Origin of the sequence: Allomesorhizobium camelthorni, from assembly GCF_011045125.1 — a bacterium.
GTDB lineage: Bacteria > Pseudomonadota > Alphaproteobacteria > Rhizobiales > Rhizobiaceae > Allomesorhizobium > Allomesorhizobium camelthorni.
Map to the genome: position 1 here is coordinate 20,026 of NZ_JAAKZF010000036.1, position 26,056 is coordinate 46,081.

At 63.4% G+C, this 26,056-nt stretch carries 21 protein-coding genes and 1 pseudogene; 10 read left to right on the top strand and 12 right to left on the bottom strand.

The genetic code is table 11. The features are described from left to right. Positions 1–5 precede the first annotated feature (5 nt). The 4 genes from meaB to G6N73_RS21600 are packed head-to-tail and all read left to right on the top strand — an operon-like array spanning position 6 to position 4,349. The gene (gene meaB / locus G6N73_RS21585; protein ID WP_165031375.1) at positions 6–971 is read left to right on the top strand and encodes a methylmalonyl Co-A mutase-associated GTPase MeaB; all 966 of its coding nucleotides are present in this window, start codon (positions 6–8) and stop codon (positions 969–971) included. Then, the gene (locus G6N73_RS21590) at positions 964–2,655 is read left to right on the top strand and encodes a methylmalonyl-CoA mutase family protein (protein WP_165031376.1); all 1,692 of its coding nucleotides are present in this window, start codon (positions 964–966) and stop codon (positions 2,653–2,655) included. The genes meaB and G6N73_RS21590 overlap by 8 nt, the downstream gene beginning before the upstream one ends. A 36-nt stretch (positions 2,656–2,691) precedes the next feature. Beyond that, positions 2,692–3,732 (top strand): gamma carbonic anhydrase family protein, encoded by a 1,041-nt coding sequence (locus tag G6N73_RS21595; RefSeq protein ID WP_165031377.1) that lies wholly within the window; start codon positions 2,692–2,694, stop codon positions 3,730–3,732. Between the two features lie 56 nt (positions 3,733–3,788). Then, on the top strand, positions 3,789–4,349 hold the full coding sequence (locus G6N73_RS21600; RefSeq protein ID WP_165031378.1) for an ATP:cob(I)alamin adenosyltransferase: 561 nt from the start codon (positions 3,789–3,791) through the stop codon (positions 4,347–4,349). A gap of 906 nt (positions 4,350–5,255) precedes the next feature. Here the strand turns inward: G6N73_RS21600 and G6N73_RS37070 are convergent. Together G6N73_RS37070 and G6N73_RS38340 are read right to left on the bottom strand one after the other, a co-directional pair. Next, on the bottom strand, positions 5,256–5,564 hold the full coding sequence (locus G6N73_RS37070) for a recombinase family protein (protein ID WP_343044693.1): 309 nt from the start codon (positions 5,562–5,564) through the stop codon (positions 5,256–5,258). After that, positions 5,494–6,066 carry a recombinase family protein gene (locus tag G6N73_RS38340; RefSeq protein WP_343044694.1) on the bottom strand — a complete coding sequence of 191 codons (573 nt, stop codon included), beginning with the start codon at positions 6,064–6,066 and terminating at the stop codon, positions 5,494–5,496. Before G6N73_RS38340 ends, G6N73_RS37070 begins: the two co-directional genes overlap by 71 nt. Positions 6,067–6,374: 308 nt before the next feature. Here G6N73_RS38340 and G6N73_RS21610 point away from each other — a divergent pair. The 4 genes and pseudogenes from G6N73_RS21610 to G6N73_RS21625 all read left to right on the top strand — a co-directional run. Further along, a pseudogene (locus G6N73_RS21610) lies at positions 6,375–6,554 on the top strand (ATP-binding protein); the annotation flags it as partial. Between the two features lie 47 nt (positions 6,555–6,601). Beyond that, a complete protein-coding gene (locus G6N73_RS21615; protein ID WP_246252380.1) occupies positions 6,602–8,476 on the top strand; it encodes a thiamine pyrophosphate-binding protein in 1,875 nt (624 codons plus the stop codon). Positions 8,477–8,517: 41 nt separating this feature from the next. Further along, positions 8,518–9,510 carry an ABC transporter substrate-binding protein gene (locus tag G6N73_RS21620; RefSeq protein WP_165031379.1) on the top strand — a complete coding sequence of 331 codons (993 nt, stop codon included), beginning with the start codon at positions 8,518–8,520 and terminating at the stop codon, positions 9,508–9,510. Between the two features lie 39 nt (positions 9,511–9,549). Then, the gene (locus G6N73_RS21625) at positions 9,550–11,886 is read left to right on the top strand and encodes a xanthine dehydrogenase family protein molybdopterin-binding subunit (protein ID WP_165031380.1); all 2,337 of its coding nucleotides are present in this window, start codon (positions 9,550–9,552) and stop codon (positions 11,884–11,886) included. Between the two features lie 84 nt (positions 11,887–11,970). Here G6N73_RS21625 and G6N73_RS21630 read toward each other — a convergent pair whose 3' ends face one another. The 9 genes from G6N73_RS21630 to G6N73_RS21670 form a co-directional block, all read right to left on the bottom strand. Further along, complete coding sequence (locus tag G6N73_RS21630) at positions 11,971–13,038, bottom strand: AbrB family transcriptional regulator (protein WP_165031381.1); 1,068 nt, start codon at positions 13,036–13,038, stop codon at positions 11,971–11,973. 233 nt (positions 13,039–13,271) lie between these two features. Next, positions 13,272–14,222, bottom strand: coding sequence for an IS481 family transposase (locus tag G6N73_RS21635; RefSeq protein WP_165031382.1), 951 nt, complete (start codon positions 14,220–14,222; stop codon positions 13,272–13,274). Positions 14,223–14,279: 57 nt separating this feature from the next. After that, the gene (locus G6N73_RS21640) at positions 14,280–15,068 is read right to left on the bottom strand and encodes an enoyl-CoA hydratase-related protein (protein ID WP_165031383.1); all 789 of its coding nucleotides are present in this window, start codon (positions 15,066–15,068) and stop codon (positions 14,280–14,282) included. Positions 15,069–15,121: 53 nt separating this feature from the next. Then, the gene (locus G6N73_RS21645) at positions 15,122–16,309 is read right to left on the bottom strand and encodes an acetyl-CoA C-acyltransferase (protein ID WP_008838258.1); all 1,188 of its coding nucleotides are present in this window, start codon (positions 16,307–16,309) and stop codon (positions 15,122–15,124) included. Continuing rightward, positions 16,306–18,447, bottom strand: a complete 2,142-nt coding sequence (locus G6N73_RS21650; protein ID WP_165031384.1) for a 3-hydroxyacyl-CoA dehydrogenase NAD-binding domain-containing protein — start codon at positions 18,445–18,447, stop codon at positions 16,306–16,308. The genes G6N73_RS21645 and G6N73_RS21650 overlap by 4 nt, the downstream gene beginning before the upstream one ends. A 123-nt stretch (positions 18,448–18,570) precedes the next feature. After that, entirely contained in the window at positions 18,571–19,350 is a 780-nt protein-coding gene (locus G6N73_RS21655) for an SDR family oxidoreductase (protein WP_008838260.1), read from the bottom strand. Further along, complete coding sequence (locus G6N73_RS21660) at positions 19,347–20,123, bottom strand: SDR family NAD(P)-dependent oxidoreductase (RefSeq protein ID WP_008838261.1); 777 nt, start codon at positions 20,121–20,123, stop codon at positions 19,347–19,349. The genes G6N73_RS21655 and G6N73_RS21660 overlap by 4 nt, the downstream gene beginning before the upstream one ends. A gap of 96 nt (positions 20,124–20,219) precedes the next feature. Continuing rightward, entirely contained in the window at positions 20,220–20,948 is a 729-nt protein-coding gene (locus G6N73_RS21665) for a GntR family transcriptional regulator (RefSeq protein WP_165031385.1), read from the bottom strand. Between the two features lie 172 nt (positions 20,949–21,120). Further along, positions 21,121–22,176, bottom strand: coding sequence for a phosphotransferase family protein (locus G6N73_RS21670; RefSeq protein WP_165031386.1), 1,056 nt, complete (start codon positions 22,174–22,176; stop codon positions 21,121–21,123). Positions 22,177–22,404: 228 nt separating this feature from the next. Here G6N73_RS21670 and G6N73_RS21675 point away from each other — a divergent pair, with 228 nt between their 5' ends. Next, the gene (locus G6N73_RS21675) at positions 22,405–23,682 is read left to right on the top strand and encodes an acyl-CoA dehydrogenase family protein (RefSeq protein WP_165031387.1); all 1,278 of its coding nucleotides are present in this window, start codon (positions 22,405–22,407) and stop codon (positions 23,680–23,682) included. A gap of 446 nt (positions 23,683–24,128) precedes the next feature. Next, entirely contained in the window at positions 24,129–25,031 is a 903-nt protein-coding gene (gene gcvA / locus G6N73_RS21680; RefSeq protein WP_165031389.1) for a transcriptional regulator GcvA, read from the top strand. Positions 25,032–25,140: 109 nt separating this feature from the next. On the opposite strand, the gene G6N73_RS21685 is transcribed toward gcvA, so the two are convergent. Further along, complete coding sequence (locus G6N73_RS21685) at positions 25,141–25,926, bottom strand: 2-keto-4-pentenoate hydratase (protein WP_165031391.1); 786 nt, start codon at positions 25,924–25,926, stop codon at positions 25,141–25,143. Positions 25,927–26,056: the final 130 nt, after the last annotated feature.

Below are 26,056 nucleotides of genomic sequence, written 5' to 3' on the forward strand. Positions count from 1 at the left end.
GGTCGATGGCGTACACTCCTTCCGCGGAACTCGTCGGCCGCGTCGAGAAGGGCGAAACCTTCGCGGTTGCCCGGCTCATTTCGCGCGCCGAGGCCGGCGTGCCGGAGGCGCGCGCGGCGATCGGCGAGATCTACCGCAAGGCGGGCCGCGCGCATGTCGTCGGCATCACCGGCGTACCAGGCTCCGGCAAGTCGACGCTCGTTGGCGTGCTGGTCAAGAAATTGCGAGCGACCGGCGCCACCATCGCCGTGGTGGCGATCGATCCGTCCAGTCCCTATTCCGGCGGCTCAATCCTGGGAGACCGCATCCGCATGGCCGACGTGGCGCTTGATCCTGGCGTGTTCATCCGCTCGATGGCGACACGCGGCGCAGTGGGCGGCATGGCGCACGCGGCGCTCGACGTGGTCGACATCCTCGACGTCGCCGGCTTCGACTGGATCGTGCTCGAGACAGTCGGCGTTGGCCAGGACGAGGTCGAGATCGCCCATGCTTCGCACACCACCGTGGTGGTGTCGGCGCCGGGGCTCGGCGACGAGGTGCAGGCGATCAAGGCCGGCATCCTGGAGATCGCCGACATCCACGTCGTCTCCAAATGCGACCGCAGCGACGCCAACCGCACGCTGACGGACCTGAAGATGATGCTGAAGGAAGCCATGCCGGGCGACAGCGGCTGGCGCCCGCCGGTCGTCGGCGTCTCGGCGCTGAACGACCAGGGGCTCGATACGCTGCTGGAAGCCGCCGCAAGGCACCGCAAGGCGCTCGACGGCCCAGCCGGCGAGCGCCGGCGCCGCCACATTGCCGCCTTCCGGCTGGCGAAGACCGCCGAAACTCTGGTTCTGGAGCGGCTGAAGCCGCTTATGGCCACCTGCTCGGCCGACGCGGCGCAGAAATTATCCGCACGCCACAGCGATCCCTATTCCGAGGCGGATCGGCTGGTCGGCGAGTTCACGGGAGAGAACGACCATGACTGATACGATCTATCGCATCTCCACCGAAGCGCTGGAAAAGCAGGTCCGCGAGTGGGAGGAGGGCGAGGTCGCCGCTTTCGTCAAACGCGCGCCGGAGCGCAAGGAGCAGTTCTTCACGCTGGGCGACATTCCGGTGAAGCGCACCTACACCGCCGCCGACATCGCCGGCACGCCGGCCGAGGATATCGGCCTGCCCGGCCGCTACCCCTTCACGCGCGGTCCGTACCCGACCATGTATCGCGGCCGCAACTGGACGATGCGCCAGATCGCCGGCTTCGGCACCGGCGAGGATACCAACCGCCGCTTCAAGTTCCTGATCGAGCAGGGCCAGACCGGCATATCGACCGACTTCGACATGCCGACCCTGATGGGCTACGACAGCGACCATCCGATGTCGGACGGGGAGGTCGGCCGCGAGGGCGTGGCCATCGACACGCTGGCAGACATGGAAGCGCTACTTGCCGACATCGACCTGGAAAAGATCTCCGTGTCGCTGACCATCAACCCGACCGCCTGGATCCTGTTTGCGATGTATGTCGCGCTCGCCGAGAAGCGCGGCTACGATCTGAACAAGCTGTCGGGCACCGTGCAGGCCGACATCCTCAAGGAGTTCATGGCGCAGAAGGAATACATCTTTCCGATCGCGCCATCGGTGCGCATTGTGCGCGACCTGATCGCCTATTCGACCAGGCACATGAAGCGCTACAACCCGATCAACATCTCGGGCTACCACATCTCGGAAGCCGGCTCCTCGCCGCTGCACGAGGCGGCTTTCACGCTCGCCAACCTCATCGTCTATGTCGAAGAAGTGACGAAGCTCGGTATCGACGTCGACGATTTCGCGCCGCGGCTCGCCTTCTTCTTCGTCAGCCAAGCCGACTTCTTCGAGGAAGTGGCAAAGTTCCGCGCGCTACGCCGCTGCTACGCCAAGATCATGAAGGAGCGCTTCGGAGCCAGGCAGCCGGAATCGATGCGCCTGCGCTTCCACTGTCAGACGGCCGCCGCCTCGCTCACCAAGCCGCAATACATGGTGAATGTGGTGCGGACCGCCATGCAGGCGCTGTCGGCCGTTCTGGGCGGTACGCAGTCGCTGCACACCAACGGCTTCGACGAGGCTTTTGCGATCCCGACTGAGGAGGCGATGCAGCTGGCACTGCGTACGCAGCAGGTGATTGCGGACGAGACCAACGTCACCCAGGTGGTCGATCCGCTCGGCGGATCCTACTATGTCGAGGCGCTGACCAACGAATACGAGAAGCGCATCTTCGAGACCCTTGACGAAATCGATGAGCGTGGTGGCACGATCAAGCTGATCGAGGAAGGCTGGTTCCAGAGGCACATCGCCGATTTCGCCTACGAGACGGCGCTGCGCAAGCAGTCGGGCGAGAAGCCCGTGATCGGCGTCAACCGTTACCGGCTGGAGGGCGCGGAGGAGAAGTTACACGTGCATCCCTACGACCCGACAACGGCCGAACGCCAGATCTCGCGCACGCGGCGCGTTCGTGCCGCGCGTGACGAGGCCAAGGTGCAGAGCCTGCTCGACAAGCTGGTCGCCACGGCCAGGGAGCAGGACGAGAACATCATCCCCGTTACCATCGAGCTGGTGCGCGAGGACGCCACGATGGGCGACATCGTCGAGAAGCTCAAAACAGTGTGGGGCGTCTATCGAGAAACCCCGGTATTTTGAAATGCAGACCATCCCGCACAGCTGGAGTTGCAGGGCATGACCGGGCAAAAGCTATTCGTCCTTCCCTATGACGGGATCGCACCGCAATTGGCATCGGCCCCGGTGTATACAGGTGCGCATGCCTCTGTCCTCGGCCGCGCCACGATCGGGCGAGACGCATGGCTCGGCGTACATTCGGTGATCCGGGCCGACGGACACGACGTCACCATTGGCAACCAGTTCCGCCTGGGCGCCCGTGCGACCGTCCATATCGCACATGATGTCTTTCCAACCCATATCGGCAACGGTGTGACGGCAGGCGCTAATTCGATCATCCATGCCTGTGACGTCGGCGACCGCTGCCATATCGGACGTGACGTCATCATCCTCGACGGCTCAAAGGTACCGGACGATGTCGCGCTTGCCGATGGCGCAATCGTCTTCCCCCGCTCCATTCTCGAAAGCGGATGGGTGTATCAGGGCCAGCCCGCAAAGCCCGTCAGAAGGCTCGAGCCGGGCGAACTGGACGCACTGCATGCCCGTAGCCACCGTGAACCGGACGAAATGGCAGGATCACTCCAGCTGAATGGATCCATTGACACTGCCGGCCCTCTTTTTCGGGCGGCAACGGCAAGCACGAGCGGGCGTATCGTCGCCGGCGCAGATGTCGGCATCTGGTTCAGCTGTGACCTTGATGCCGGGCGGCATGAAATATCGGTCGGCGAGCGCACTAACATCCAGGACAACACCGTCATCCGCTGCGTCGAACAGCCGGTGACGATCGGATGGGAATCCACCATCGGTCACAACGTGCGGATGAACGACTGCGTCGTCGGAAGCCGAAGCCTCGTCGGCATGGGCGCGATCCTGGCGGAAGGAACCGTGGTTGAAGACGACGTCTTGCTTGCTGCCGGTGCACATACCATCAAGGGTCAGAGGATCGCGAGCGGCTGGCTGTATGGAGGAGACCCTGCGAAGAAGCTGTCACTCCTCGATGACCGCAAACGCGGCGTCATCGCCGCCATATGGCCTATGTACTGCATGTACGCACGCAAGTTCGACGACCAGCAGCGGGAACAACACTCACAAGGCAACTGAATGGTTCCCGGTGCCGGCACCCCAAGAAACGAAAACCAGATCGTGAGGAGGACAGCATGGCAAACCGCATCGGAACTCGGCCCGGGGACACGGGCCAGACACGTCTCGCCTCGGGCTTGCTCGTAGACAAGGATAGTCCAACGATCGAAACGCTCGGCGTCCTGGACGAGTTGAATGCGTCCATTGCAGTGGTGCAGGCCGTCTCAGCCTTCCCGGAGCAACACGCAATTCTCGCGCGAGTTCGGGCCGTCATCCAGGAGATCGGCAACCTCATCGCCGCAGGTCGGTCAGCTGTCTTGTCGCCGAAAGAGGTCGAAGAGCTCGAAGTGCAAATTCGGAATGTCAGAGTGACTTCGGAATCTCAGCCGGATGCCGTTCCACCGGTCGGTAGTTTGTCGGCAGCGTTCTCCGAGGTAGCCAGGGCGCAATGCAGGCGAGCTGAACGTCGTCTGCTTACGCTGAGCGAGCTGCCTTTCAGCGCGCCCGGCCTCGGCGATTATCCGATCGACAGGCCACAGTTTCAGCACGCACTCCGGTATCTCAATCGACTTTCAGACTTTCTCGCCCTGACTGCGACAGTTGCCGACGCCTCCGGTGGAGAGTTGTCGAAACACTGACCACAGTTGCGTCAAGACGACGGTGAAAGACTTGCTTGCAGCAAAGGAAGATTTGGGCCGCCTCAACGCGACGCAGCACACCGGGCTTCGTCGCCAGATCACACCGCTGATCGCCCGCTCACCAAGCTCGTCGGAATTACTTCCTCGGTGCTGCCATGACTCTCATCCTTCCGTGGAATGTGAGCCTCCATCAGACCCCGGCACGCGATACGCTGGCATCACTTCCAGTCGTTCACCAGTTCGATGAATCCGAAACCAGTGTCCTGCTCCCCCCGGTAGGTTCCGGAGATGGCGCTTGCCGCCTCATAGTGCGCGAGCCGAGGGTCGGTGAGAGCCTGAGCTCATCTCGAAGCCAGATGATCCCATATCAACAATGCATTTGACGGAACCCACCTGTCATGAGCGACCGCGGCCTGCGCCGCCTGTTGCGCTGCAGCTGTTCTTGCCAAGGTCAGTTCCCGGTATCATGATCGTCATGGCTCGCCCTTCTCCGGTTCCAAACACCGGCATCCTAGATGCCTCAAAGGAGGGCGGGCCACTCCATAAAGACGGCGCACGCCTCGGAACAGCAGCGGCCGATGTCCAGCGACACGTCGATGCCGTAGAGCTCCTCCGGATCTCGCGCACGCTGATGCCGCGCGAATATAAGGAGATAACCCTTTCGTCGAAATCGGGAATGCGCCCGATGCGCCATACATGCACGGTGCCGGCTTATCCGGCAAGGCTCTTGCAACGGACTTTCGCCCACCCACCTCGTTAGTGTCGGAAGGGTTGATATTGGGGCGGACGGAGCTGGAATCGTGGGTTCGCTGCCGGCCGTGGTCAACGCCATCGCCGACGCGCTCGATCTGCCGGGCATCGATGACGTTCCACTGCCGGCAACCAGCAGGAACATCTGGCGCGCGCTCAAGGCATTGCCCTGGTCGTTGTCGGACACTGCCGCAACCGTGATCCCGGTGCGACGCCAGACTTTTCATAGGCGTAGGCGCCACCGTAGATCGGGTTCTCGATCATCCGGTGGATGGTGGCATAGTTCGGCCGACGCCAGACAATATCGCCATTGTTGCGCTTGGCGGGCAAATCCAGCCCATGCTCGAGGAACCGCATCAAGGCTAGCCGGGCGCTGCCGAGCCCAGCGACCTTGTCAAAGACCATAATGATCGCTTCCTGCACACGGCGATCGGGATCCTTCTCGATCCGGTCCCCTACCTTCACGAAGCCCACAGGGGCTGCAACAACGAGTTCGCCACGGCGCGCCTTGAGAGCGAACGCTGGCGCAAAAGATCGAGCTCGTACTCTTGAGGCTTCCCTTCAGCCCCAACAGCAGCCGGTCGTTGCCTTGGCGCGGTGCGTAGACCGTCTCCTGGTCGACCAGCACGGTGTCGACGACGCGGCACATCTCGATAAGTTGCTGCCAGTCACGGCTGTTGCGGGCAAACCGCGACACCTCCCGCGCCGCCACCGCCCCAACCTTGCCAAGGCAGACCTCCGCGACCATCCGGTCGAACCCGGCGCGTGCGACGCCGCCGGCGGCAGAGCGGCCGAGATCGTCGTGATCGTGTCGATGCGAGACCAGCCAAGCGCCGTCAGACGGTCGCGCATGGCATATTAAGTCTGCCGCTCTCGCGATTGTGCAGGACCTGATAGGCGGACGACTGGCGCACAACAGTATTGCCTTCCGCTCCAGATGATACGGCCTGATCTTCTCATGCATCATGACGCGCCTCCCTCTCTCCGGGAGAGTGCTCGTCGTCGACGTGGTCGAGGATCAGGCTTACCATCAGCTTTGTCACTGATCGACGCGTCTCGGCGGGCAGCGCCTGCCATCGCGGCGTCTGCGCGAAACCGTAGTAGTTGTCGTGTTGCCCGCCGCCCCGTCGTCAACACTCTGACAGCAGGCGCGCATGCGACGCGTTATCGGAATGGATATCCACAGGACCTTCGGGGAGGTTGTTTTCTGGGAAGAGGGCAAGCTTCGTCATGGCGGGCGTGTCGACATGACCCGGACGGCACTGGAAGGCTTCTGCAAAGATGACTATCGCATTTCTCGACCGCCTGACCCAACACTGCCACATCCTCGAGACCGGAAACGACAGCTTCCGAGTCACGAATATCTCGGCCCACACGGCCAAGACCAGGAGGGCGGAAAACAGGAACTTGACCGCCGCATCCGACCTGAGAGGGAGGCGTGTCAGTTCTGGGTGAGAATGCCGAGTCAGTCTCAGCGAAAATCAACAGATGAAGCACAAAGATTGAGGAAGGAGCTGAAAAATCGAAAGCAGGCAAGGGATCCCAGCGAAACAATTTTGTACAATTGTCCCCGAGGTAAGCGGGACAGTATTGGGATGGATGAATGGGAGCTCGCCTTGAGCGTGACGACAAAAGTGGCTTCGGCCGAGAACGCTCCACAGTGGGGGAGCGATCTGATCGCAGACACGCTCCGCACGATCGGGTTCAGGTATATCAGCATGACCCCGGGGGCGAGCTTTCGCGGGTTGCACGACAGTATCGTCAATCATTTGCGGAACACGGATCCGCAAATGCTTACATGCATCCACGAGGAAAGTGCCGTTGCCCTCGCCCACGGCTACGCGAAGGTGACCGGCGAGCCGATGGCCGTAGCGCTTCACGCCAATGTCGGCCTGATGCATGCGACGATGGCGATTTTCAACGCATGGTGCGACAGGGTTCCGATGGTTCTGCTGGGTGCGACGGGTCCAATGGACGCGACGAGGCGGCGACCGTGGGTCGACTGGATCCATACCGGCCGTGACATGGGAAGCCTGATCCGGGGATACACGAAGTGGGACGACCAGCCATGCTCGCCGAGCGCGGGCGTGGAGTCACTGCTTCGGGCCAATCAGATTGCAAGGACCGCCCCTTGCGGCCCGACCTATGTCTGCCTGGATGCAGGCGACCAGGAATCGGAACTGACGGGGGTGCCCGACCCGGTAGAGTTGCGCCGGTTTCAGCCACCTCGTCCGGGCATCCCGTCGGCCGAAATTGCCGAAGAAGCCGCCAGACGGCTGCTTGATGCGAAACGCCCGGTCATTCTGGCGGGGCGCTCGTTGCGTAGTCAGGCGGCTTGGGACGCAAGGGTGCGCCTCGCGGAATCATTGAATGCCCGCGTCGTCACGGACCTGCGTACCGGTGCCTGCTTCCCGACCGTGCATCCGCTGAACCCCTACCGGCCGGGGATCTATATCGGACAGGATGCAATCGACGATATCGGTAGGGCGGACGTGGCACTGAGCCTCGACTGGATCGATCTGGCTGGAACGTTGCGGCAATCCGGGGCGACGTCGGCGCATGTGATCCACTTCTCGCCGGACCAGTATGGCCACAACGGCTGGAGCTTCGACCACCTCGGGGTCCCCGAAGTGGACCTGTTCTCTCTGACGACCAGCGATAATGCGGTATCCGTCCTCAACGAGGCGGTCCAGAGCCTCGGCATGGCTTCCAGGTCCGAGTGGCGAGCGGAGGAAGCGCCGCCGTCAAGTCCGCCGACCGGCGAGGACATCCCGCTTTCGATCAGGCAATTCGCGACCACGACCAGCAGCACTCTGGAGGAGTTTCGTCCCACCTACATTCGCCTCCCTATCGGCTGGCCAGGAGAGTGCTGCAGTTTCGAGGGTCCGCTGGATTTCCTCGGTTACGACGGCGGCGGAGGCATCGGGTCCGGCCCGGGCATGGCGGTTGGCGCGGCCCTCGGGCTCAGGGGCACCGACCGGCTTCCGGTTGCCATAATCGGGGACGGCGATTTCCTCATGGGCGCGACCGCGATCTGGACTGCGGTGCGCTATCGGATACCTCTGCTCGTGATCGTCGCTAACAACGCATCCTTCTTCAATGACGAGGACCACCAGGAGAAGGTGGCGATAGAGCGCGGGCGGCCGGTGGAGAACCGTTCCATCGGGATCAGCCTTGACGGACCGGTTTGCGACTTGGCGGCCATTGCCCGTGCGCAGGGGGCTGAAGCGTCCGGTCCCATCGAGAGCGCTTCGCAGTTGGAGGGTGAGGTTCGAAAGGGTGCAGTGCACGTTCGAAGCGGAGGCGTGTTCGTCATCGACGCTCGGGTGGCGCCGAACTACGGAAAACAGGTTCTTCGGGGGTTGCTGAAGCCTTGACCCCGGGTTCGTACAAGCAAGGCAAATCATGGGAGGAAGTCATGAAACGACCCGCAGCACTTATTCCGATCTGGGCGGCTGCATTCATTGTCGGCACGGTCTGGGCCACAGCGGCCGGTTCCGTGGAAATTGCGGCATCGCAGTATGGCGTCGCCACGGGCACCTATCCCTATGCCCTGGCAAAGGCCAAGGGGCTATTCGAGAAGCATGGCGTGAACGTCGAGGGTATCCGCAGCGGCCGCGGATCCACGCCGACCATCCGTGAAATGGTGGCTGGTGACCTTCCGTTCGCCGACGCAGGCATTACGGGCGTCCTTCAGGCGCGTGCGTCTGGTGCCGATGTGGTCCCGGTCGGTTGTGCGGTGGACACGTTCGCCGAAGTCATCTGGATCACGAAGCAGGATTCGCCCATCAACGACATGGCCGACATCAAGGGCAAGCGGGTCGGCTATACCTCGCCGAAGTCCGCCACCAACATGATGGCGGTGATGCTCGTCGACAAAGCCGGATTGCCTCAGGATGAGGTGGAACTGGTTTCCGTGGGCGGGTTCAACGAACTTCTCACCGCACTGAACGCCGGCGGAGTCGACGTCATTCCGATGGTCGAACCGACCTTCACCATGGAAGGCGACAAGTACAAGGTACTCGCCAGGGGCAACGAGACGTTTCCCCCGATCAGCAACACCATGCTTCTGAGTTCCAGGAAGACCATCGAAGAGCAGCCGGACGTGGTACGGGATATCATCGCGGCGCGTCGCGAAGCTGTCGAATTCATCCGCAGCAATCCGGAAGAAGCGGGTGAACTGATCGCCAAGGAACTCGAGCTTGATCCCGAAGTCATCAAGAAGGTGGTCAAGAACCTGCTCGAATTCGGTTCGGTGGATGGAATCGAATATTGGGGTCTCGGCGACTGCCACGACTTCAAGACCGTGAACAACATGTTGCAGGGAGCTCGCACCGTGGGAATGATCGACGGCGATTTCGACGTGAAATCAATCGTGGATCTGAGCCTTCTTCCGGAAGATCTTCAATAAGAAGTCGCCGCGGACAAGAGCGAAACGGAAAGATCCTCGATGCGCAACGGTGATATGATGCGCGTCGAGGATCGCAGTCTCGTCCAGGGACGAGGACGCTACACCGACGACATCGTACTCGAGAACATGGCCTATGCCGCCTTCGCGCGCTCGCCCTATCCTCATGCGCGGCTGCTTTCGGTAGACGGCAGCATTGCCGCCGGGCAGGAATCGGTACTCGCGGTCTACACGCTCGAAGACTACCGCGCGGACGGCTGCCGGCCATTGCCCTACCTCCTGCCGCCACCGGAGAACAGGATTGGTGCTGCGGCCTTCCTTCCCGACCGCTGGCCCCTTGCGGGCGGTCGATTGCGACATGTCGGCGACCCGTTCGCCCTGGTGGTCGCAACCACGCCGGAGGCGGCGCTGGAGGCGGCCGAATCGGTCGTTGCCGAAGCCGCGATGCTCGCTCCGGTCATGGAAATGCGGGACGCGACGCGCTCGTTTCAGCCGATCTGGGAGGACTGCGCGGACAACGTCTGTTTCCTTCATGAGGCGGGAGACGCCGACTGTACCGCGGCGGCTTTCGGTTCTGCCCCGCACGTGGTCTCCGGCAGGTTCGTGGTTCCCCGTGTGAGCGCGAATCCGCTCGAACCTCGCGGCTGTGTCGCCGCCTACGATCCCGACAGCGATAGGTTGACCGTTTTCGCCGGCGTTCAGGACGTTTTTGGATGCAGGAGCGGATTGGCAACTGCGCTCTGCCGCACACAGGAGAGCATCGACGTGGTTTCGCCGTGTGTCGGCGGCAGCTTCGGGCTCAAGTATCTCGACCCGGAAACGACGGCGGTATGCTGGGCCGCTACGAAGCTCCGGCGGCCCCTGAAGTGGGTGTCGTCGCGCTCCGAAGCCTTTCTCAGCGACAACCACTCGCGCGACAACGTGACCATCGGCGAACTCGCTGTCTCGTCAAAAGGCGAGTTTCTCGCGTTGCGCGTCAGGACCGATGCCAATGTCGGCGCCTACGCCGCGTCGCTCGCTTCTGCATCTCCTGTCAACAACCTTGGCTCGCTTGCCGGCGTCTATCGTACCCCCGCCATTGACGTGCGGGTCAGGGGCATCTTCACCAACACCAACCCGACCGGTCCTTACAGAGGCGCGGGGAGGCCGGAAGCCAGCTATGTGATCGAACGGCTTGTCGACATGGCGGCGAGAAGGCTGGGCCTCGACAGAACCGAGATCCGGCGCCGCAACATGATCCGCGCCGAAGAAATGCCCTACCGTACCGCCCTCACATACACCTACGATTGCGGCGAATTCGAAACTGTGATGGACAAGGCGTTGCGGGCCGCCGACTGGAACGATTTCGAACGAAGACGCGGACGTTCACGCCAGGACGGCAAGCTGAGGGGGATCGGGATATCCACTGTCATCGAGCGGGCCACCCTGGCCTGGACGTTCGAAAACGTACGCACCATCGCCAGATCCGATGGCCGGCTCACGATCGTGGCCGGCGGTTCCGATCAGGGTCAGGGACATGGAACCATGTATACCCAGCTGGCGACATCCTGGCTGGGACTGTCTCCCGACAGCATCGAAGTCGTAGAAGGCGATACTCGGTGGTTGCCGTCCGGAGGAATGACCGGAAGCTCGCGCACGTCGGCAATGGGTTCGGCCGCACTGCATCGATCGGTTCAGGATCTGCTCGAGAGGGCCAAACCGATCGCTGCGGATCATCTGGAAGCGCATTCCGCCGACGTCGAGTTCAGAGCTGGCTTCTTCGTGGTGGCCGGGACCGATAGGCAGGTTGCGCTGACCGAAGTTTTCCGGATCGCGGCGGCCGCCGCGCCCGGATCGGCATCCGGAGGCCTTGAGGGAAACGGTCACTACAGTGCCGAAGTGGAGAATTTTCCGAACGGATGCCACGTCTGCGAGGTCGAAATCGATCCTGAGACCGGTGAACTCACGTTCTGTGACTATGTGGTCGTGGACGATGTCGGCAACGTCATCAACGAAACCATCGTAGACGGTCAACTCCACGGCGGAATCGCGCAAGGGATCGGCGAGGCGCTGATGGAAGCGGTTCGCTACGGAGACGATGGTCAGCTCATGTCCGGAAGCTTCATGGACTACGCCATGCCCAGAGCGGGCGACATGTGCGGCTTCAGGACAGGACTTCATCCGGTGCCCACGGCGACGAACCCCGTAGGCGCGAAGGGCGCGGGAGAGGCCGGCCTGGTGGGTGCGCTGCCCGCCATTGTCGGTGCCATCGTCGATGCATTGGCGGACTATGATGTCGACCACCTCGACATGCCGATCACCAGTGCGAAAATCTGGTCGGCGATCAGCGGCCACTGCCGAGCCGATTCCCCAATGGTCCACGAACCGCCGGCTGAATGAACCTGTCTTTGCGTCCCTACGCTCTCTGGCGGACTCGCACCATGCCGTTGCCTGGCCAGCCTACGAAAGGCGCCGTTCCCGCTATCAGTCCGCGACAAAAACGCGGTACACCATCGGTACGAACAGCAGGACAATGGCAATGCGAACCACATGCAGAGCCGCGACCAGCGCGACGTCCACTCCCATCGCATAGGCAATGAGGCTCATTTCCGGGAACCCTCCCGGTGCGAAAGCCAACAGCAGGGCGGAAACGTCGAATGGCGAGATCCGGCTCACCACGTAGGCTCCGAAGAGGGCAATGAGGACCATCATCAGACTGGACCCCAGTCCGAACAGGAGAGCCTGCCCGACGAGGCGAGGCGGGACACCGACAAATCCGACCCCCACCGAGACGCCAAGCACGACCTGGGCGAAGATGACGAATTCGCTAGGGACACTGAAATCGCTCATCCCGCTCAGGTGAAACAGTGCGCTGACGATCATGGGGCCCACGAATGCGTACGCCGGAAATTTCAGAGCCTTACCCAGGTAAGTCCCGGCCACTGCACAGGCGAGGATCAGCCAGAGCGTTGCGATGTCCATCTGGGCGATGGATGGGCCCGAAATCGTGCGGCCCGAAAACGGAATATCCAAGGCATATCGGATCACCCAGGGCAGCAACATCACGACCAGGAGTATTCGCGAGGAGTGAGCCAGCGCAATATCGGTTTCCTTGCCACCGCCCGAACCTCCCAGGATGACCATCTCGGTCAGACCGCCCGGGGAACTCGAATAGAAAGCCGTCGCCTTGTCGAACTTCGCGACCGAATGGTAGTAGAGATAGTTGACCGTTACGATCGTTGCGACGACCACGAGCAGTCCGGCCAGCGGTGTTGCCCAGATGTCGAGCCTTTCGAGGAGCTCCGGTTTGAATGTCGTTCCGAGCATGACGCCGATCAGGGCGACGACCGGAGGTCTGGTCCAACTGGGGCTGGTCAGGCGCGGATATGCAAGATTGACCAGCAGGCAAGCGTACATCGGCCCGAGAACGAACGGCAGCGGCAGGTGCACCAGATAGAAGGCTATCGCTCCGATCACCCCAACGGCAAGCGCCGGGATCAGGCCGTCAATCAGGTATTGCCGCGGTCCTGCAATCCTTGGCCGCTTCAACATTGCGGATGTTCACGCACGAATGCTACCTGTTCCCCCGTCCGGCGCCATATTCCAGATCATCAAGAAGCAGGAAGTATCATCGCACAACGCAAATTTCCTATGCTTCGCATCAGTTTTCCTAATGTAGCCGGTAATCACCCAGAAACCCGAGCATACGCGCATCGCGTATCTTACCAGCCGTTTGGCATTCCTCCTCCCGGTCAGTTGTACGGCTCTGCCGGTCGCCATGAGACCTAGGTGTTTAGTCCCGGCATTTGATGGATCGGATCGAGCCTGAAGCGTTCGCGCTCCTTTGTCCAGCATTTGCAGATGTGTTCGTAGGGAGTTAGCCCCTTCAGCGTCTTGAGCCGGCGCCCGAAGTTGTAGGCGTCGATGAAGTCCTGGAGGTGCTGACGGAGCTGAGCGTGGTCGTCGTAGTGGAACCGCTTGACGGTGGCCTCCTTGATCGTGCGGTTCATCCGCTCGACCTGACCATTGGTCCACGGATGCTTCACCTTGGTCAGCCGGTGCTCGATGCCGTTGTCGCAGCAGACGCGGTCGAAGATGTGCTCGAAGGCGTGCCGGTCCTGCTTGCGGTTGGTGAACTGGATGCCGTTGTCGGTGAGCACGGTGTGGATGGCGTAGGGGACGGCGGCCACGAGGTTGCGCAGGAACTGGGCGGCGGCCATCTTGCCGGCCTTCTCATGCAGCTCCGCATAGGCGAACTTCGAGGTCCGGTCGATGGCCACGAAGAGGTGGAGCTTGCCTTCGGCCGTGCGCACCTCGGCGATGTCGATGTGGAAATAGCCGATCGGGTAGCGCTTGAATTTCTTCTTGCCTGGCTTGTCGCCCTCGACCTCGGGCAGGCGGGAAATGCCGTGACGCTGCAGGCAGCGATGCAGCGAGGAGCGCGTCAGGTGCGGGATCGTCGGCTGGAGGGCGTAGAGGCAATCATCCAGCGGCAGCAGCGTGTGCCTGCGAAAGGCAACGATGATCGCCTCTTCCTCAAGCGACAATAGCGTCGACTTCAGTTCCCGCGGGCCGGTCGGCAGATCGGCAACCGACGTCCGCTTCTTCCATTTGGCGACCGTCTTCTGGTTGATCCCGTAGCGCCTGGCCAGCGCCCTCAGGCTCTCTTGACTATTCTGTATTGCTCGACGGATCGCCTCTGTCGTTGTGGCGCTGCCGTGAAGAACCTGTCCCATAGTGCATCCTTCCATTCCTGGGAAAACAATGCACCATCAAAACCTGGGATCAAACACCTAGGCTCCTCGCCAGACCGGATCCCGTTTCTCCTTGAAGGCGACGGCGCCTTCGCGTGCATCCTCGCTGGTCTCCACCCTGCGCCATTCCAGAACCGTCTTGGCCCAGCCGTCGGCTTCTCCCGCTGCCGCTGCGATTTCGCAAAGCGACAGTGAGGCCGCGACTGCCAGCGGTGCATTGATGGCGATCCTTCGCGCCAAGTCCTCGGCTGCCGCGTTCAGTTCCGGCGTCGACACGACGGTGTTGAGAAGTCCCAGTTCGTAAGCGCGTGCGGCAGTGATGGGATCGCCGGTCAGGAGCATCTCGCGCGCGACGACCAGCGACATCCGGGACGGCAGTCGCACCGCGCCGCCTCCCGCGGCGATGATCCCGCGCTTGACTTCGGGAAAGGCGAAGCGCGCGTCGATTGTCGCAACGGCGAGATCGCACGCCAGCATGATCTCGAAACCGCCGGCAAACGCCCCGCCCTGGACCGCCGCGATGATCGGCTTCCTACGGCGCCGCCGAACGAAAAAGGCGAAACCGTCCTCGTCGTCCAGGCCTGGCCGTTCCCCGGCAGCGAACGCCGCCAGGTCCATGCCCGCGCAGAACACCGGCCCTGCGCCGCCGAGGATCGCCACGCGCGCCGAGGCATCATCCTCGAAAGCCGTGACGGCTTCCCGCAAGGCAAGCGCCATCCGAGTGTCGATGGCGTTGCGCTGCTCGGGCCTGTTCAGGCAGATTCGGCCGATGCGGGCATCCCGCGCAGACGGCGAATAGGTGACGAGGGACGACTGCGAGGCTGTCATGGAGCGAGACCTTCAGCGTCGCGGTTTCAGAGTATCCGGTTGCCGGCCGGCATTCACAGACAGGTCTCGAACAGCCCTGCCGCGCCCATGCCGCCGCCCACGCACATGGTTACGACCACATATTTCACGCCGCGCTTGCGGCCTTCCATCAGCGCGTGGCCGACCAGCCGCGCTCCCGTCATCCCGTAGGGATGTCCGATGGAAATGCCGCCGCCGTTGAGGTTGTATCGCTCGGGATCGATGCCAAGCCGATCGCGGCAATAGATCGCCTGACAGGCGAAGGCTTCGTTCAGTTCCCACAGGCCGATGTCGTCAACCGTCAGACCATGTTGGCGGAGCAGCTTGGGAACCGCGAAGACGGGCCCGATACCCATCTCGTCGGGTGCGCAACCGGCAACGGCCATGCCTCGATAGAGGCCGAGAGGCGTGAGCCTGCGCGAAGCCGCCAATGATCCTTCCATCAGCATCAGCGCCGCGGCGCCGTCGGACAGCTGCGAGGCGTTGCCGGCGGTCACCGTGCCGCCCTCGATCACCGGCTTCAGCCCGCTCAGGCTTTCGAGCGTCGTACCCGGGCGATTGCACTCGTCCTTGGCCAAGGTGACGGCCTGCTCGCGCGTCTCCCCGGTGGTCCGGTCCGTTTCCAGCATCGTGGTCGCGAAGGGAACGATCTCGTCGTCGAAGAGGCCGGCGGACTGGGCACGGGCAGTACGTGCCTGCGATTCCAGCGCATAAAGGTCCTGTGCCTCGCGGGTGATGCCGTAGCGTTCGGCGACGACTTCGGCCGTCTTCAGCATCGGCATGTAGGCCGCCGGTACTTTTGCGGTCACCGCCGCGTCGGCCTCGGCCGACACCCAGTCGAAATATCTGCCCTGGACGGCGGAAATGTTCTCCTGCCCGCCGGCCGCGACGATGTTCATTCCGTCGCAGACGATCTGCTTGGCAGCCGTGGCGACCGCCGTCAGTCCCGAGGCGCATTGACGATCCATGGTCTGGGCGGCGACTTCGGGCGGGAGCCCGGCCGCAAACACCGCATTGCGCGCGAGGTTCATCCCCGCCGTGCCGGCCGCGAGCACCGTCCCCAGCACGAAATCATCGATCTCACCCCCTTCGACGCCGGCCCGCTCCACTGCATGGGCGAGCGCGAATCCGGCCAGACTCGGCGATTTCGTGGCGTTCAGCGCCCCACGAAACGCCTTGCCGATGCCGGTCCGCGCGGTGCTGACTATGACTGCTTCTCTCACGGCCGTCCTCCCTGCGATGTCCACTTGCTGATCCTGCCGCCCTCTTCGGCCAGGCGGCGCAGCAACGGTGCGACGCTCCAGTACCCGTACGAGTCGCCGCCCCTTGCCGCGTAGTGCTCCATGCCCGTGACAATGCGCGCGAGCCCGATTTCGTCGGCCATGAAGAGCGGACCTCCGCGCCAGCGCGGGAAACCGTAGCCGGAGGTCCAGGCCACGTCGATGTCGGAGCCGCGATAGGCAATCTTCTCCTCTAGGATCAGCGCTGCCTCGTTGACCATCGGAAAGAACAGCCGCTCGAAGATCTCTTCTTCGGGAAAATGCTTCCTGCGAGCGATCCCAAGCTCGGCCGCCAGCCCGGTACAAAGCGCGGAGTGATCGGGATCGGGCAGAGCCTTGCGCCCCTCGTAGAGGTAGTAGCCAAGACCAGATTTCTGCCCGTGCCTGCCGGTTTCGTACATTCTGCGGCAGAGCGCCCGATAGGCCGGATCGCGCGGCCCGGCGCCCGAGGCGACCCACTCGATGACCGTGCGCGCGCCGACGTCCACGCCGGCCATGTCGAGCATCCGGCTCGGTCCCATGGACATGCCGAGAAACGCCGGATCCTCGATAACCCGGTCGATGTCTTGCGGCGAGGCTCCTTCCAGCTGCATGGCTTCGCTTTCTCGCATGTAGACCTCGGCCATGCGATTGCCGATGAAGCCGTAGCACACGCCGCTGACCACCACCGTCTTTCCGATCCGGCGGGCCGTCCTCAGGATCGTTTGCAGGACATCCGGCGCTGTTGATTTCCCGCGCACCACTTCCAGCAACCGCATGATGTGTGCGGGCGAGAAGAAGTGCGTGCCGATGACGTCGCCGGGCCGGCCGGTCGCGGCCGCGATCGCATTGACGTCGAGCGTGGAGGTGTTGGTGGCGATGATCGCTCCGGGGTTGCAGAGACTGCCCAGTTCCCGTGCGACGGCAAGCTTGAGCTCCATGTCCTCGAACACGGCCTCGACAACGAGATCGGACGAGGCGAGTGCGGCAGCGCCGACCGCGCCCTCTATGCGCGCAAGGGTGGTCTTCGCCGCCTCGTCGGACAGGCGGCCGCGGCGTACGAACGCACCGAGGGCATCGCTCAACCCCTCGAATGCGCGGTCGATCGCGGACTGCTCGGTGTCCGAGAGGATCACCTCGAAACCGGCAAGCGCAAAGCTGAGCGCGATCCCGGTCCCCATCGTGCCCGCGCCGAGGATGCCGACTTGCTCGACCGACCGGGTCGGGGATTCTTTCGGCAGATCGGGTATCGAGGCCGCGGCACGTTCGGCAAAGAAGAGGTGGCGCTGCGCGCGGGCAGGTACCGAGGGCACCAGTCTCGCGAACCAGTCAGCCTCTATCGCCTTGCCTTCGGCAAAGGGCCGCTCGATTGCGGCGGCCAGCGCCTCCGCTACCGCCCGATAGGCCGGCTCTTGCGGTTTTCCCGCCGCGGTCTTGCGCAGGCCGTCGAGCACTTCCTGATCCGCCCGTCCTTGCAAGGGCGCCGGCTCTGGCCGGCCCCGCGATGCGACGTATCCGACGAAGTCCGCGATGGCGGCGCCGTCCATGGGATCGGCGATACGATCGATCAGCCCGATCTCGAGCGCCTTCTCCGTGCCGATGGCTTCGCCCGTAGAGATCATCCGGGCCGCTTCCGCAAGCCCGACGAGGCGCGGCAGGCGCTGCGTCCCGTGCGAGCCGGGGATGAGCCCAAGCCGGATTTCCGGCATTCCGAACGCGGTTCCCTCGGCCGCGATGCGTCCGTGGCAGGCGAGTGCCAATTCGAGCCCGCCGCCGAGGACGGTTCCAAAAAGCACTCCGACCACCGGCCGGCTGCTCGCCGCGATCCGGTCGAGGAGGGCGTTCAAGGGCTCCGCGGAAAATGCCGGATCGTCGAAAAGCGCGATGTCGCCGCCGGCCACGAAGGTCCGGCCGGCGCAGCGAATGATCAGGCCGTCGGCGGAACCGTCCTTTTCGAACAGGTCGAAGCCCGCGATCAGCCCCTCTATCACGGAGCGTGAGAGAGCGTTGACGGGCGGATTGTCGATCGACAGAACCGCCAGCGCCCCCTCCCGCGCGAATGTCACCGTCTCGGCCATCTCTTCTCCCGACTCGACCGCCATTCACGAATTCCCTTCCCTCAAGGAGCTTTCTCGTCCGTTGCGAACTCCGCGAAGCCGGTTCCTTCCTGCACGACGGTCCCCTCCGATCCGACCGAACCGTGACCTGAGGACAAGGAGAAGGACCTATTTCATCGTCCGCTGCAGCCGGGCCATGCCGTCCAGCCATCGGTCGTAGTCCGCCGCCTTGCGCTGCATGTACTTCGCGACGTCAGAATGCGGCAGGATGAGGAACCGGCCTTCCACGATCGCGGCCAGCGTCACGGCAGCCACCTTCTCCGCGGACATCACGCCGTCCGCCGATTGAGGGCCTTCGGGCAGGCCCCGCAGCATCGGTGTGTCCACGCCCTGCGGGCAGAGCGCAAAGACGCGGATGCCGTCGTCGCGGTGCGTGATGGCAAGGTTCTCCGCGAAGCCGATCGCGGCGTGTTTCGTCGTCGCGTAGACCGCGCTGCCGATCTGGTTGAGCAGCGCGGCGGCCGAGATCGTCTGCAGGAATGCGCCACCGCCGCGTGCCTTCATGAGCGGAACGAGTACCCGCGCGGCGTGAACATGCGCCATCACGTTGATCGCCCACGCCCTCTGCCACACCGCGTCGGGAGCCATGGCGGCATTCTCGAAGCTCTGGTCGAAACCCGCGGCGATCCCGGCATTGGAGCAGAACAGTTCGACCGGACCGACTTCCGCCTCGACCCGGTAAACGAGCGCTTCGATCTGCTGCTGCTCCGAGACGTCGCAGGGCACGGCGATCCCGCCGATGTCGGCCGCCACCCTGCCGGCGCCGGGGACGTCGATATCGGAAACCACCACCTTGCGCGCCCCGGCGGAGGCGAAGGCCCTGCACAGTGCTTCCCCGATGCCGCTGGCGCCGCCGGTGACGACGACGATCTTGCCCTCGATCGTCATGCGCCGGTCACTCCCGCGATGGTCACCCCGCCGTCGACGACGATCGTCTGGCCGGTCACGAACGATCCCGCGCGCGCCGACAGGAAGATCGCGGTCCCCGCGATCTCGTCGGCTTCGCCAATGCGGCCGAGCGGGGTCTTCGCTTCGTATCCGCCCAATACGTCCGGGTTGGTCCAAAGGGCGCGCGAGAACGCGGTCCTGACCAGGCCCGGCGCGATGCAATTGACGCGGACGTTGTCCTTGCCGAATTCGACCGCCAGGTTTCGTGCGAGCTGCATGTCCGCCGCCTTCGAGATGTTGTAGGCGCCGATCGCGGCGGAGCCCGTCAGCCCTCCGATCGACGAGATGATCGTGATGGCGCCGTCACGGCGGGCGCGCATCCCTGGCGCGACCAGCGAGATCAGCCAGTGCGTGGAGAGCACGTTGTTCTCGAATACCTTCCGGAACTGCTCGTCCGTGATGCCCGCCAATGGCCCGTAGTGGGGGTTGCTGGCTGCGTTGCAGATCAGTAAGTCGATCCCTCCCCAGGCCGAGTTGGCCGTCTCGACGAGGTTCTCCAGGTCGGCGCGTACGGAAATATCCGCAGGGATCGGGATTGCCAGGCCATCCCCGTGCGCCTGGTTGATGGCGTCCGCGGCCGCCTGGCAGGCGTCGGATTTGCGTGAGGAGATCGTCACTCGCGCGCCGGCTTCCGCCATGCGGGTCGCGATCGCGAGGCCGATCCCGCGCGATGATCCCGAAATGAGGGCGCGCGCGCCCGTCAGGTCGAACAAACCTGTCACCGGCATGTTCCGCTTGGAGCAACCATGCGTCCTCGTTCCTCCCTCCCGGGTGGATTTCCGGGGCAGGCCGGGAGGACATGCGCAGCATTAGTCATGATCGATCTCCTCGTCGTCCATGCCATCGGTCTGCCTGGAAACGGCCGGTGCGAAAATCGACTCGGGTGCGGCGTCCAACGCCTGGATGACGTGTCGCAGGTGGTGTCGGCCGGCCGCCTCCGCCCGGTCGCCGTCGCCGGACAGGATTGCGTCCGCCATCGCGCGATAGTCGGCGAAGCGCTCCTTCGCCGGCCGGCGAAGGTAGGTGCGGATCAGGTGGACCTGGAAGCTGGGGATGAGACGGGCGAGGGCACGGTTGCCGGCGGCACGGGTCATGGCGCGATAGAAGCGGTTTCGCGCCTGAACGTGGTCGAACGAATCCTCCTTGTCGGCGAAGGAGGCGAGGTGCGCGTAGGCCGCCCCGAAGTTTTCCCGGCTCGCGGATCCTGCCATGTTCTGCGCCGCCAGCCTGGCGGCGAGGCCGATCGTCACTTCCAGGAGTTGGAGTATTTCCGTCGCTTCAGCCAGCGAGAGGTGACGAATCTGTGCGCCGCGGAAGGCAGTGATGCTGACCACCCCCTCCGCGGCAAGCCGCTTCAGCGCCTCGCGCACGGTACCGCGGCTGACGGCGTAGAGGCGCATCATGTCGGGTTCGATCAGTCTCTGGCCGGCAGCAAATCGGCCATCGTAGAGCCCGCGGACGATGTCGCGCACGATCTGGTCGGACGAACTCAGCCGCGGTCGATCGGCTCCGCGGGCGGGCGCAGTCTGCGCGGTCATCGACGTCCCCCCTCGCGGTTGCACGCCGCGCCGCGGTCCCCGATGGCGGAGAGCTTCGCCGGGACGCTTTCTGGCGCTCCGTCGAGGGCGTCACGACCTGCGGGCGCGCGAACGGAGGCGATTTCCGCTCCGCTCCAGGCCGCGCCGGCAATCCGGATCTGCGCCTTGTGCGTCACGTGCCGCCTCCGCTACCCTGCGCCAGTTCGACCGCGACCTCAGAGATGGGCCTGGCTTTCGCGCCAATCTCGGCAGCATCCGCGTTGGAGGCCGTGCCGTCCAGCGCGCGTTTGGCGATGCCCTGCATGATCGCGGCGATTCTGAACATCGACAGCACGAGGAAGAATTTCCAGTGACGGGTGTCGGAGAGACCGGTGCGTTCGACATAGCGGGCGAGATAGGTCTGCTCGTCCGGGATTCCGGTCCCTGCGAAATCGGTGCCGGCCAGTCCGCGGAACAACTCCGGCCGCAGACGCCAGCTCATCATGTGATAGGCGAAATCCGCCATCGGGTCTCCGAGCGTGGAAAGCTCCCAATCGAGCACGGCGACGACGCGCGGCTCGGTCGGGTGGATCAGTATGTTGTCGAGGCGATAGTCGCCATGAACCAGCCGTGTGGGACCCTCCGGTGGAAGGTTGTGCGGCAGCCAGTCGATGAGCCAGTCCATTGCAGGGTTCGGATCGATTTCGGAGGCGCGGTACTGCCTCGTCCAGCGCGCTACCTGCCGCTCGGCATAGGCCCCGGCCCGGCCGTAGTCACGAAGGCCGATGGCCGCGACATCGAGGGAGTGAATCCGCGCGATCGTCTCGTTCATGGAATTGAAGATCGCCGATCGCTCCGCGCGGTCGAGGTCGATGAGCCGGGGATCCCAGAAGACACGCCCCGGGACGTAGTCCATCACATAGAACACGGTGCCGATGACGCTTTCGTCCCCACACAGCGCTCTGACGCACGGCACCGGGACGCCGGTACCCCGCAGCGCTTCCATAACGCGGAACTCCCGGTCGACGGCGTGCGCACTGGGCAGCGTCGGGCCCGCCGGCTTGCTCCGCAGGACGAGATCCAGGTCGGTCGCACGCAGACGGAAGGTCGGATTCGACTGGCCCCCCGCGGTTCGCTCCAGCCGAATCTCGCCCCGAAAACCCGGTATGGTTGCCGACAGCCATCGCGTCAGCCGTGCCCGGTCGGGTACCCAGTCTCCTGCGCCGCCTGTTCCGGTGGCAGTGCCCATTTCTTTCCTCTCGACGTTCTACGGGCATAGCCGGTCAGTTGCTCCCGTGTAGGACTTCACTGAACAGATAGTCAATCAAAATCGTCGGACGATGTCGCCAAAGCCCTTCAGATCGTCTATGGATGTCTTTGTGCGGCGATCGAAGGCCAAGGCACGGGCGCCTCGATGGCCGCGCGTCATAATGTGAGTCGGCGAGACTTCGCTGCCCGAGATCAGGTGGACGTAGCCATGCTCGAGAAATCGCAACGGGTCCTCGAACTGGAAGAAAGGCTCGTTGCCTTCATGGAGGAGCACATCTATCCGAACGAGGCCCGCTTCTACCGGGAGGCGGAAGACCACGGTCCATGGGCCGTCTATCCGGTCGTCGAGCAACTCAAGCCCAAGGCAAGGGAGGCCGGCCTGTGGAATCTCTTCCTGCCGCACTGCGAACACGGGGGCGGTCTCTCCAATCTCGAATATGCGCCGCTCTGCGAGATCATGGGGCGATCGCATCTGGCGCCTGAGATATTCAACTGTTCGGCACCGGATACCGGCAACATGGAAGTTCTGGCGCGTTACGGCACGCCGGAACAGCAGGCCCGGTGGCTGATGCCCTTGCTCGCCGGCGAGATCCGTTCGGCCTTCGCCATGACGGAACCCGCCGTCGCGTCCAGCGATGCCACCAACATCGAGAGCGAAATCCGCGCGGATGGCGACGACTACGTCGTCAACGGGCACAAGTGGTACACGACCAATGCCACGGACCCGCGCTGCAAGGTAATCATCTTTATGGGCAAGACGGACCCGGACAACCCGGACCGTCATCGGCAGCAGTCGATGATCCTGGTGCCGCGCGACGCGCCGGGCGTCGAGGTGGTTCGTTCGTTGCCGGTGATGGGCTTCTACGGCGTGCCCGATCGTGCGGCCGAAGTGGTGTTTCGGGATGTCCGCGTGCCGAAGTCCAACCTGTTGCTTGGGGAAGGCCGTGGCTTCGAGATCGCCCAGGGCCGGCTTGGTCCCGGCCGGATTCATCACTGCATGCGCCTGATAGGACTTGCCGAGCGGACGCTGGAAAAAATGTGCCTCCGAATGGCGGAGCGCGCCCCATTCGGCAAGCCTCTGAGCGATCAGTCGGTCAGCCGCGAACGGGTCGCCGAATCGCGCATCATGATCGAACAGTGCCGACTGCTCACGCTCAAGACGGCGCACATGATGGACACGGTCGGGAACAAGGGGGCCAGAAGCGAGATCGCGATGATCAAGATAGCCGTCCCGAACATGGCCTGTAAGGTCATCGATTGGGCGATCCAGGCATTCGGCGGCGGCGGTACCAGCAATGATTTCGGTCTAGCCGCAGCTTATGCGACCGCACGCTTGCTGCGACTTGCCGACGGCCCTGACGAAGTTCACCGCGATCAGCTCGCGCGGATGGAGTTCAGGAAGCAGATGGGCAACAGGCAGCATGGCGGCGCCTCCAACTGGGCACCGGCTCTGAGCGACCGAGCGCTTGGCGTCGTGACGAAGTGATCGGCGTGTCTGCGACAGGCATGGGGCTGTCGTGGCGCTTGCCATCATTGCCTGGGGAACGTCGAGTTCGGTTCGGCTTCCGAATCGAACTCGACGCCATGCTGGATCGCGCGCTCTGATGGAAAGCGTCGCGATTGTCGGAGCAGGATGCCGTGGCGCCGGGATCTCGCTGGGCCGTCGATTGACGGCCGGAAACGGTGCATGGAGGGGTGCGGGCCCCCTGGAGCCATTGCCGGCTGGGTTGCGTGATCGTCTGAGGCAGGGCGATCCGTCTCACAGCATGCATGTTGTCGGCCTGCGCTGCCGCATCCAACTGCGCGATCGGCATTGCGTATTGTAGAAAATTGGTACTGTGTTCGAAGACTCGGCAGGCACCTGAGCATCGGTTTTCCGACCCGTCTCACGTTCGGCGATGCGGGCGGCATGAAGACCGAGGGAGGAAGTCGATGAGTTACCGTCTCCCGCCGCTGAACGCGCTGAAGGCGTTCGAGGCCGCGGCGCGCCTCGGGAGCTTCAGCCGGGCCGCGGACGAACTCTGCGTGACGCAGGGAGCCATCAGTCGCCACATCAAGATCCTGGAGGAGAGTCTCGAGACCAAGCTGTTTCGTCGTGTTCACCGGCAAGTCCACCTGACCGAGGAAGGACTGGCCTATAGCCGAAGTGTGCGCGAGGCCTTTGCGATCATCGAGACGGAGACTGCCAACCTGAATCCTCACTATGCCGACCGGATCATCCGTATCAAAGCACTGCCGACCTTCGCGATGCGGTGGCTCATCCCCCGGCTGTCGGACTTCACCAGGCAGTACCCCGAGTACGAGGTGTCGATCCAGACCAGCCACAAGTTCGCGGACTTCGAATACGACGACCTGGACGGTTCGATCGAGTTTGGTACGGGGAACTGGAAAGACGTGGCCTCCGATCTCCTTTTCCCGACCATGCTGACGCCCGTATGCAGTCCCCGGCTCGCCGACGGGGCCGGGCCGCCGCAGAGTCTGGAGCAGTTGCCGCGGTATGTGCTGTTGCATTCGAAGCAGCGGCCGGACCTGTGGAACCAGTGGCTTACGAGTGTCGGCGCGACGAACGTGCCCACGAAGGACGTCGCCCGTCTCGAGGATTCCGGACTCGTCTACCAAGCTGCGATCGATGGCCTGGGTCTGGCGATCGCCGAATTCGGATATGTGAAGGAAGACATCAGACTGGGCCGCTTGGTGAAGCCCTTCGACTACATCCTCGTCGGCAACCAAGGCTACTACTTCGTGTGCCTGCCACGGAAGCTGCGACTCAAGAAGGTCGCGGCCTTCCGCAAATGGATAATGTCGAGGGCGGAGGAAACGCGCTCGCTTGCCTGAGAAAGTTCGGTTGCGATCGTCGAGGGCGCGTGAGCCCTCGACCCCCTTGCAGGCATGGACGAAGTCTGCCCAGGGCCAGGCAGGAGGCATATGCAGGTCCGGGTGCGAACTAGCGCCAGGACATTGTCACGGAACCCAGCGTGTCAAATGTTGCGCGGAACACATCGCCGGGTGCGACGTCCGAGGGGCGGCACGGCGCGCCCGTGAGTACCACTTCCCCTGCCTCGATTCTTGCGCCCTGTTCTGCCAGTTTGTCGGCAAGCCAGCAGACGGCGCTGGCCGGATTGCCCATGATCTCCGACATGTGCGGCGTGGCGATGATCTCTCCATTGCGCTCGAACTTCACTGAAATCGATCCAAGGTCCGCATCCCGGATCGGAAGCCGTCCGCGACCGAGCACGAACCGGGCCGCCGATCCATTGTCGCAGATGGCGTCGATCCCGCGCACACGCCAGTCCTGGATCCGGCAGTCGACGATCTCGAAAGCCGGAACCGCGTAGTCGACCGCCGCGATGACGTCTTCGATCGAGGCGTTCGGTCCCGCCAGGGGATGGGCAAGGACGAAGGCCAGTTCCGGCTCGATCTTCGGATCGATGAGTTCGGATCGATCGCCGATCCCGCCATCCTCGATGCGCATCTGACCGAACAGGTGGCCGTAGTCCGGCTCGCTGAGACCCACCATCTTCTGGACGGCCTGACTCGTGAGCCCGATCTTGTAGCCGCACATGCGGTGCCCGATGCCGGCACGTAGGCGGGCTACGTTTGCTTGTACCTCATAGGCCTGATCGACACTCAGTTGCGGGTGCGACAGGCTGATCGGCGGGATCGGCGTCAGGCTCGTCTCGGCATTCCACAGGCTTCTCCCCAGGGACGTGATCTCGTCATCGCGCGTCATGCCCAATCCTCCACTGATTTTTTCGGTTTTATGCACCGCCAGATACGAGCAGTCAACAGCAATTTCATACAATAAAATGCACGAATATAGTTTAAAATGATAGATATATCTAGTCAATCGCTAGTTCTGT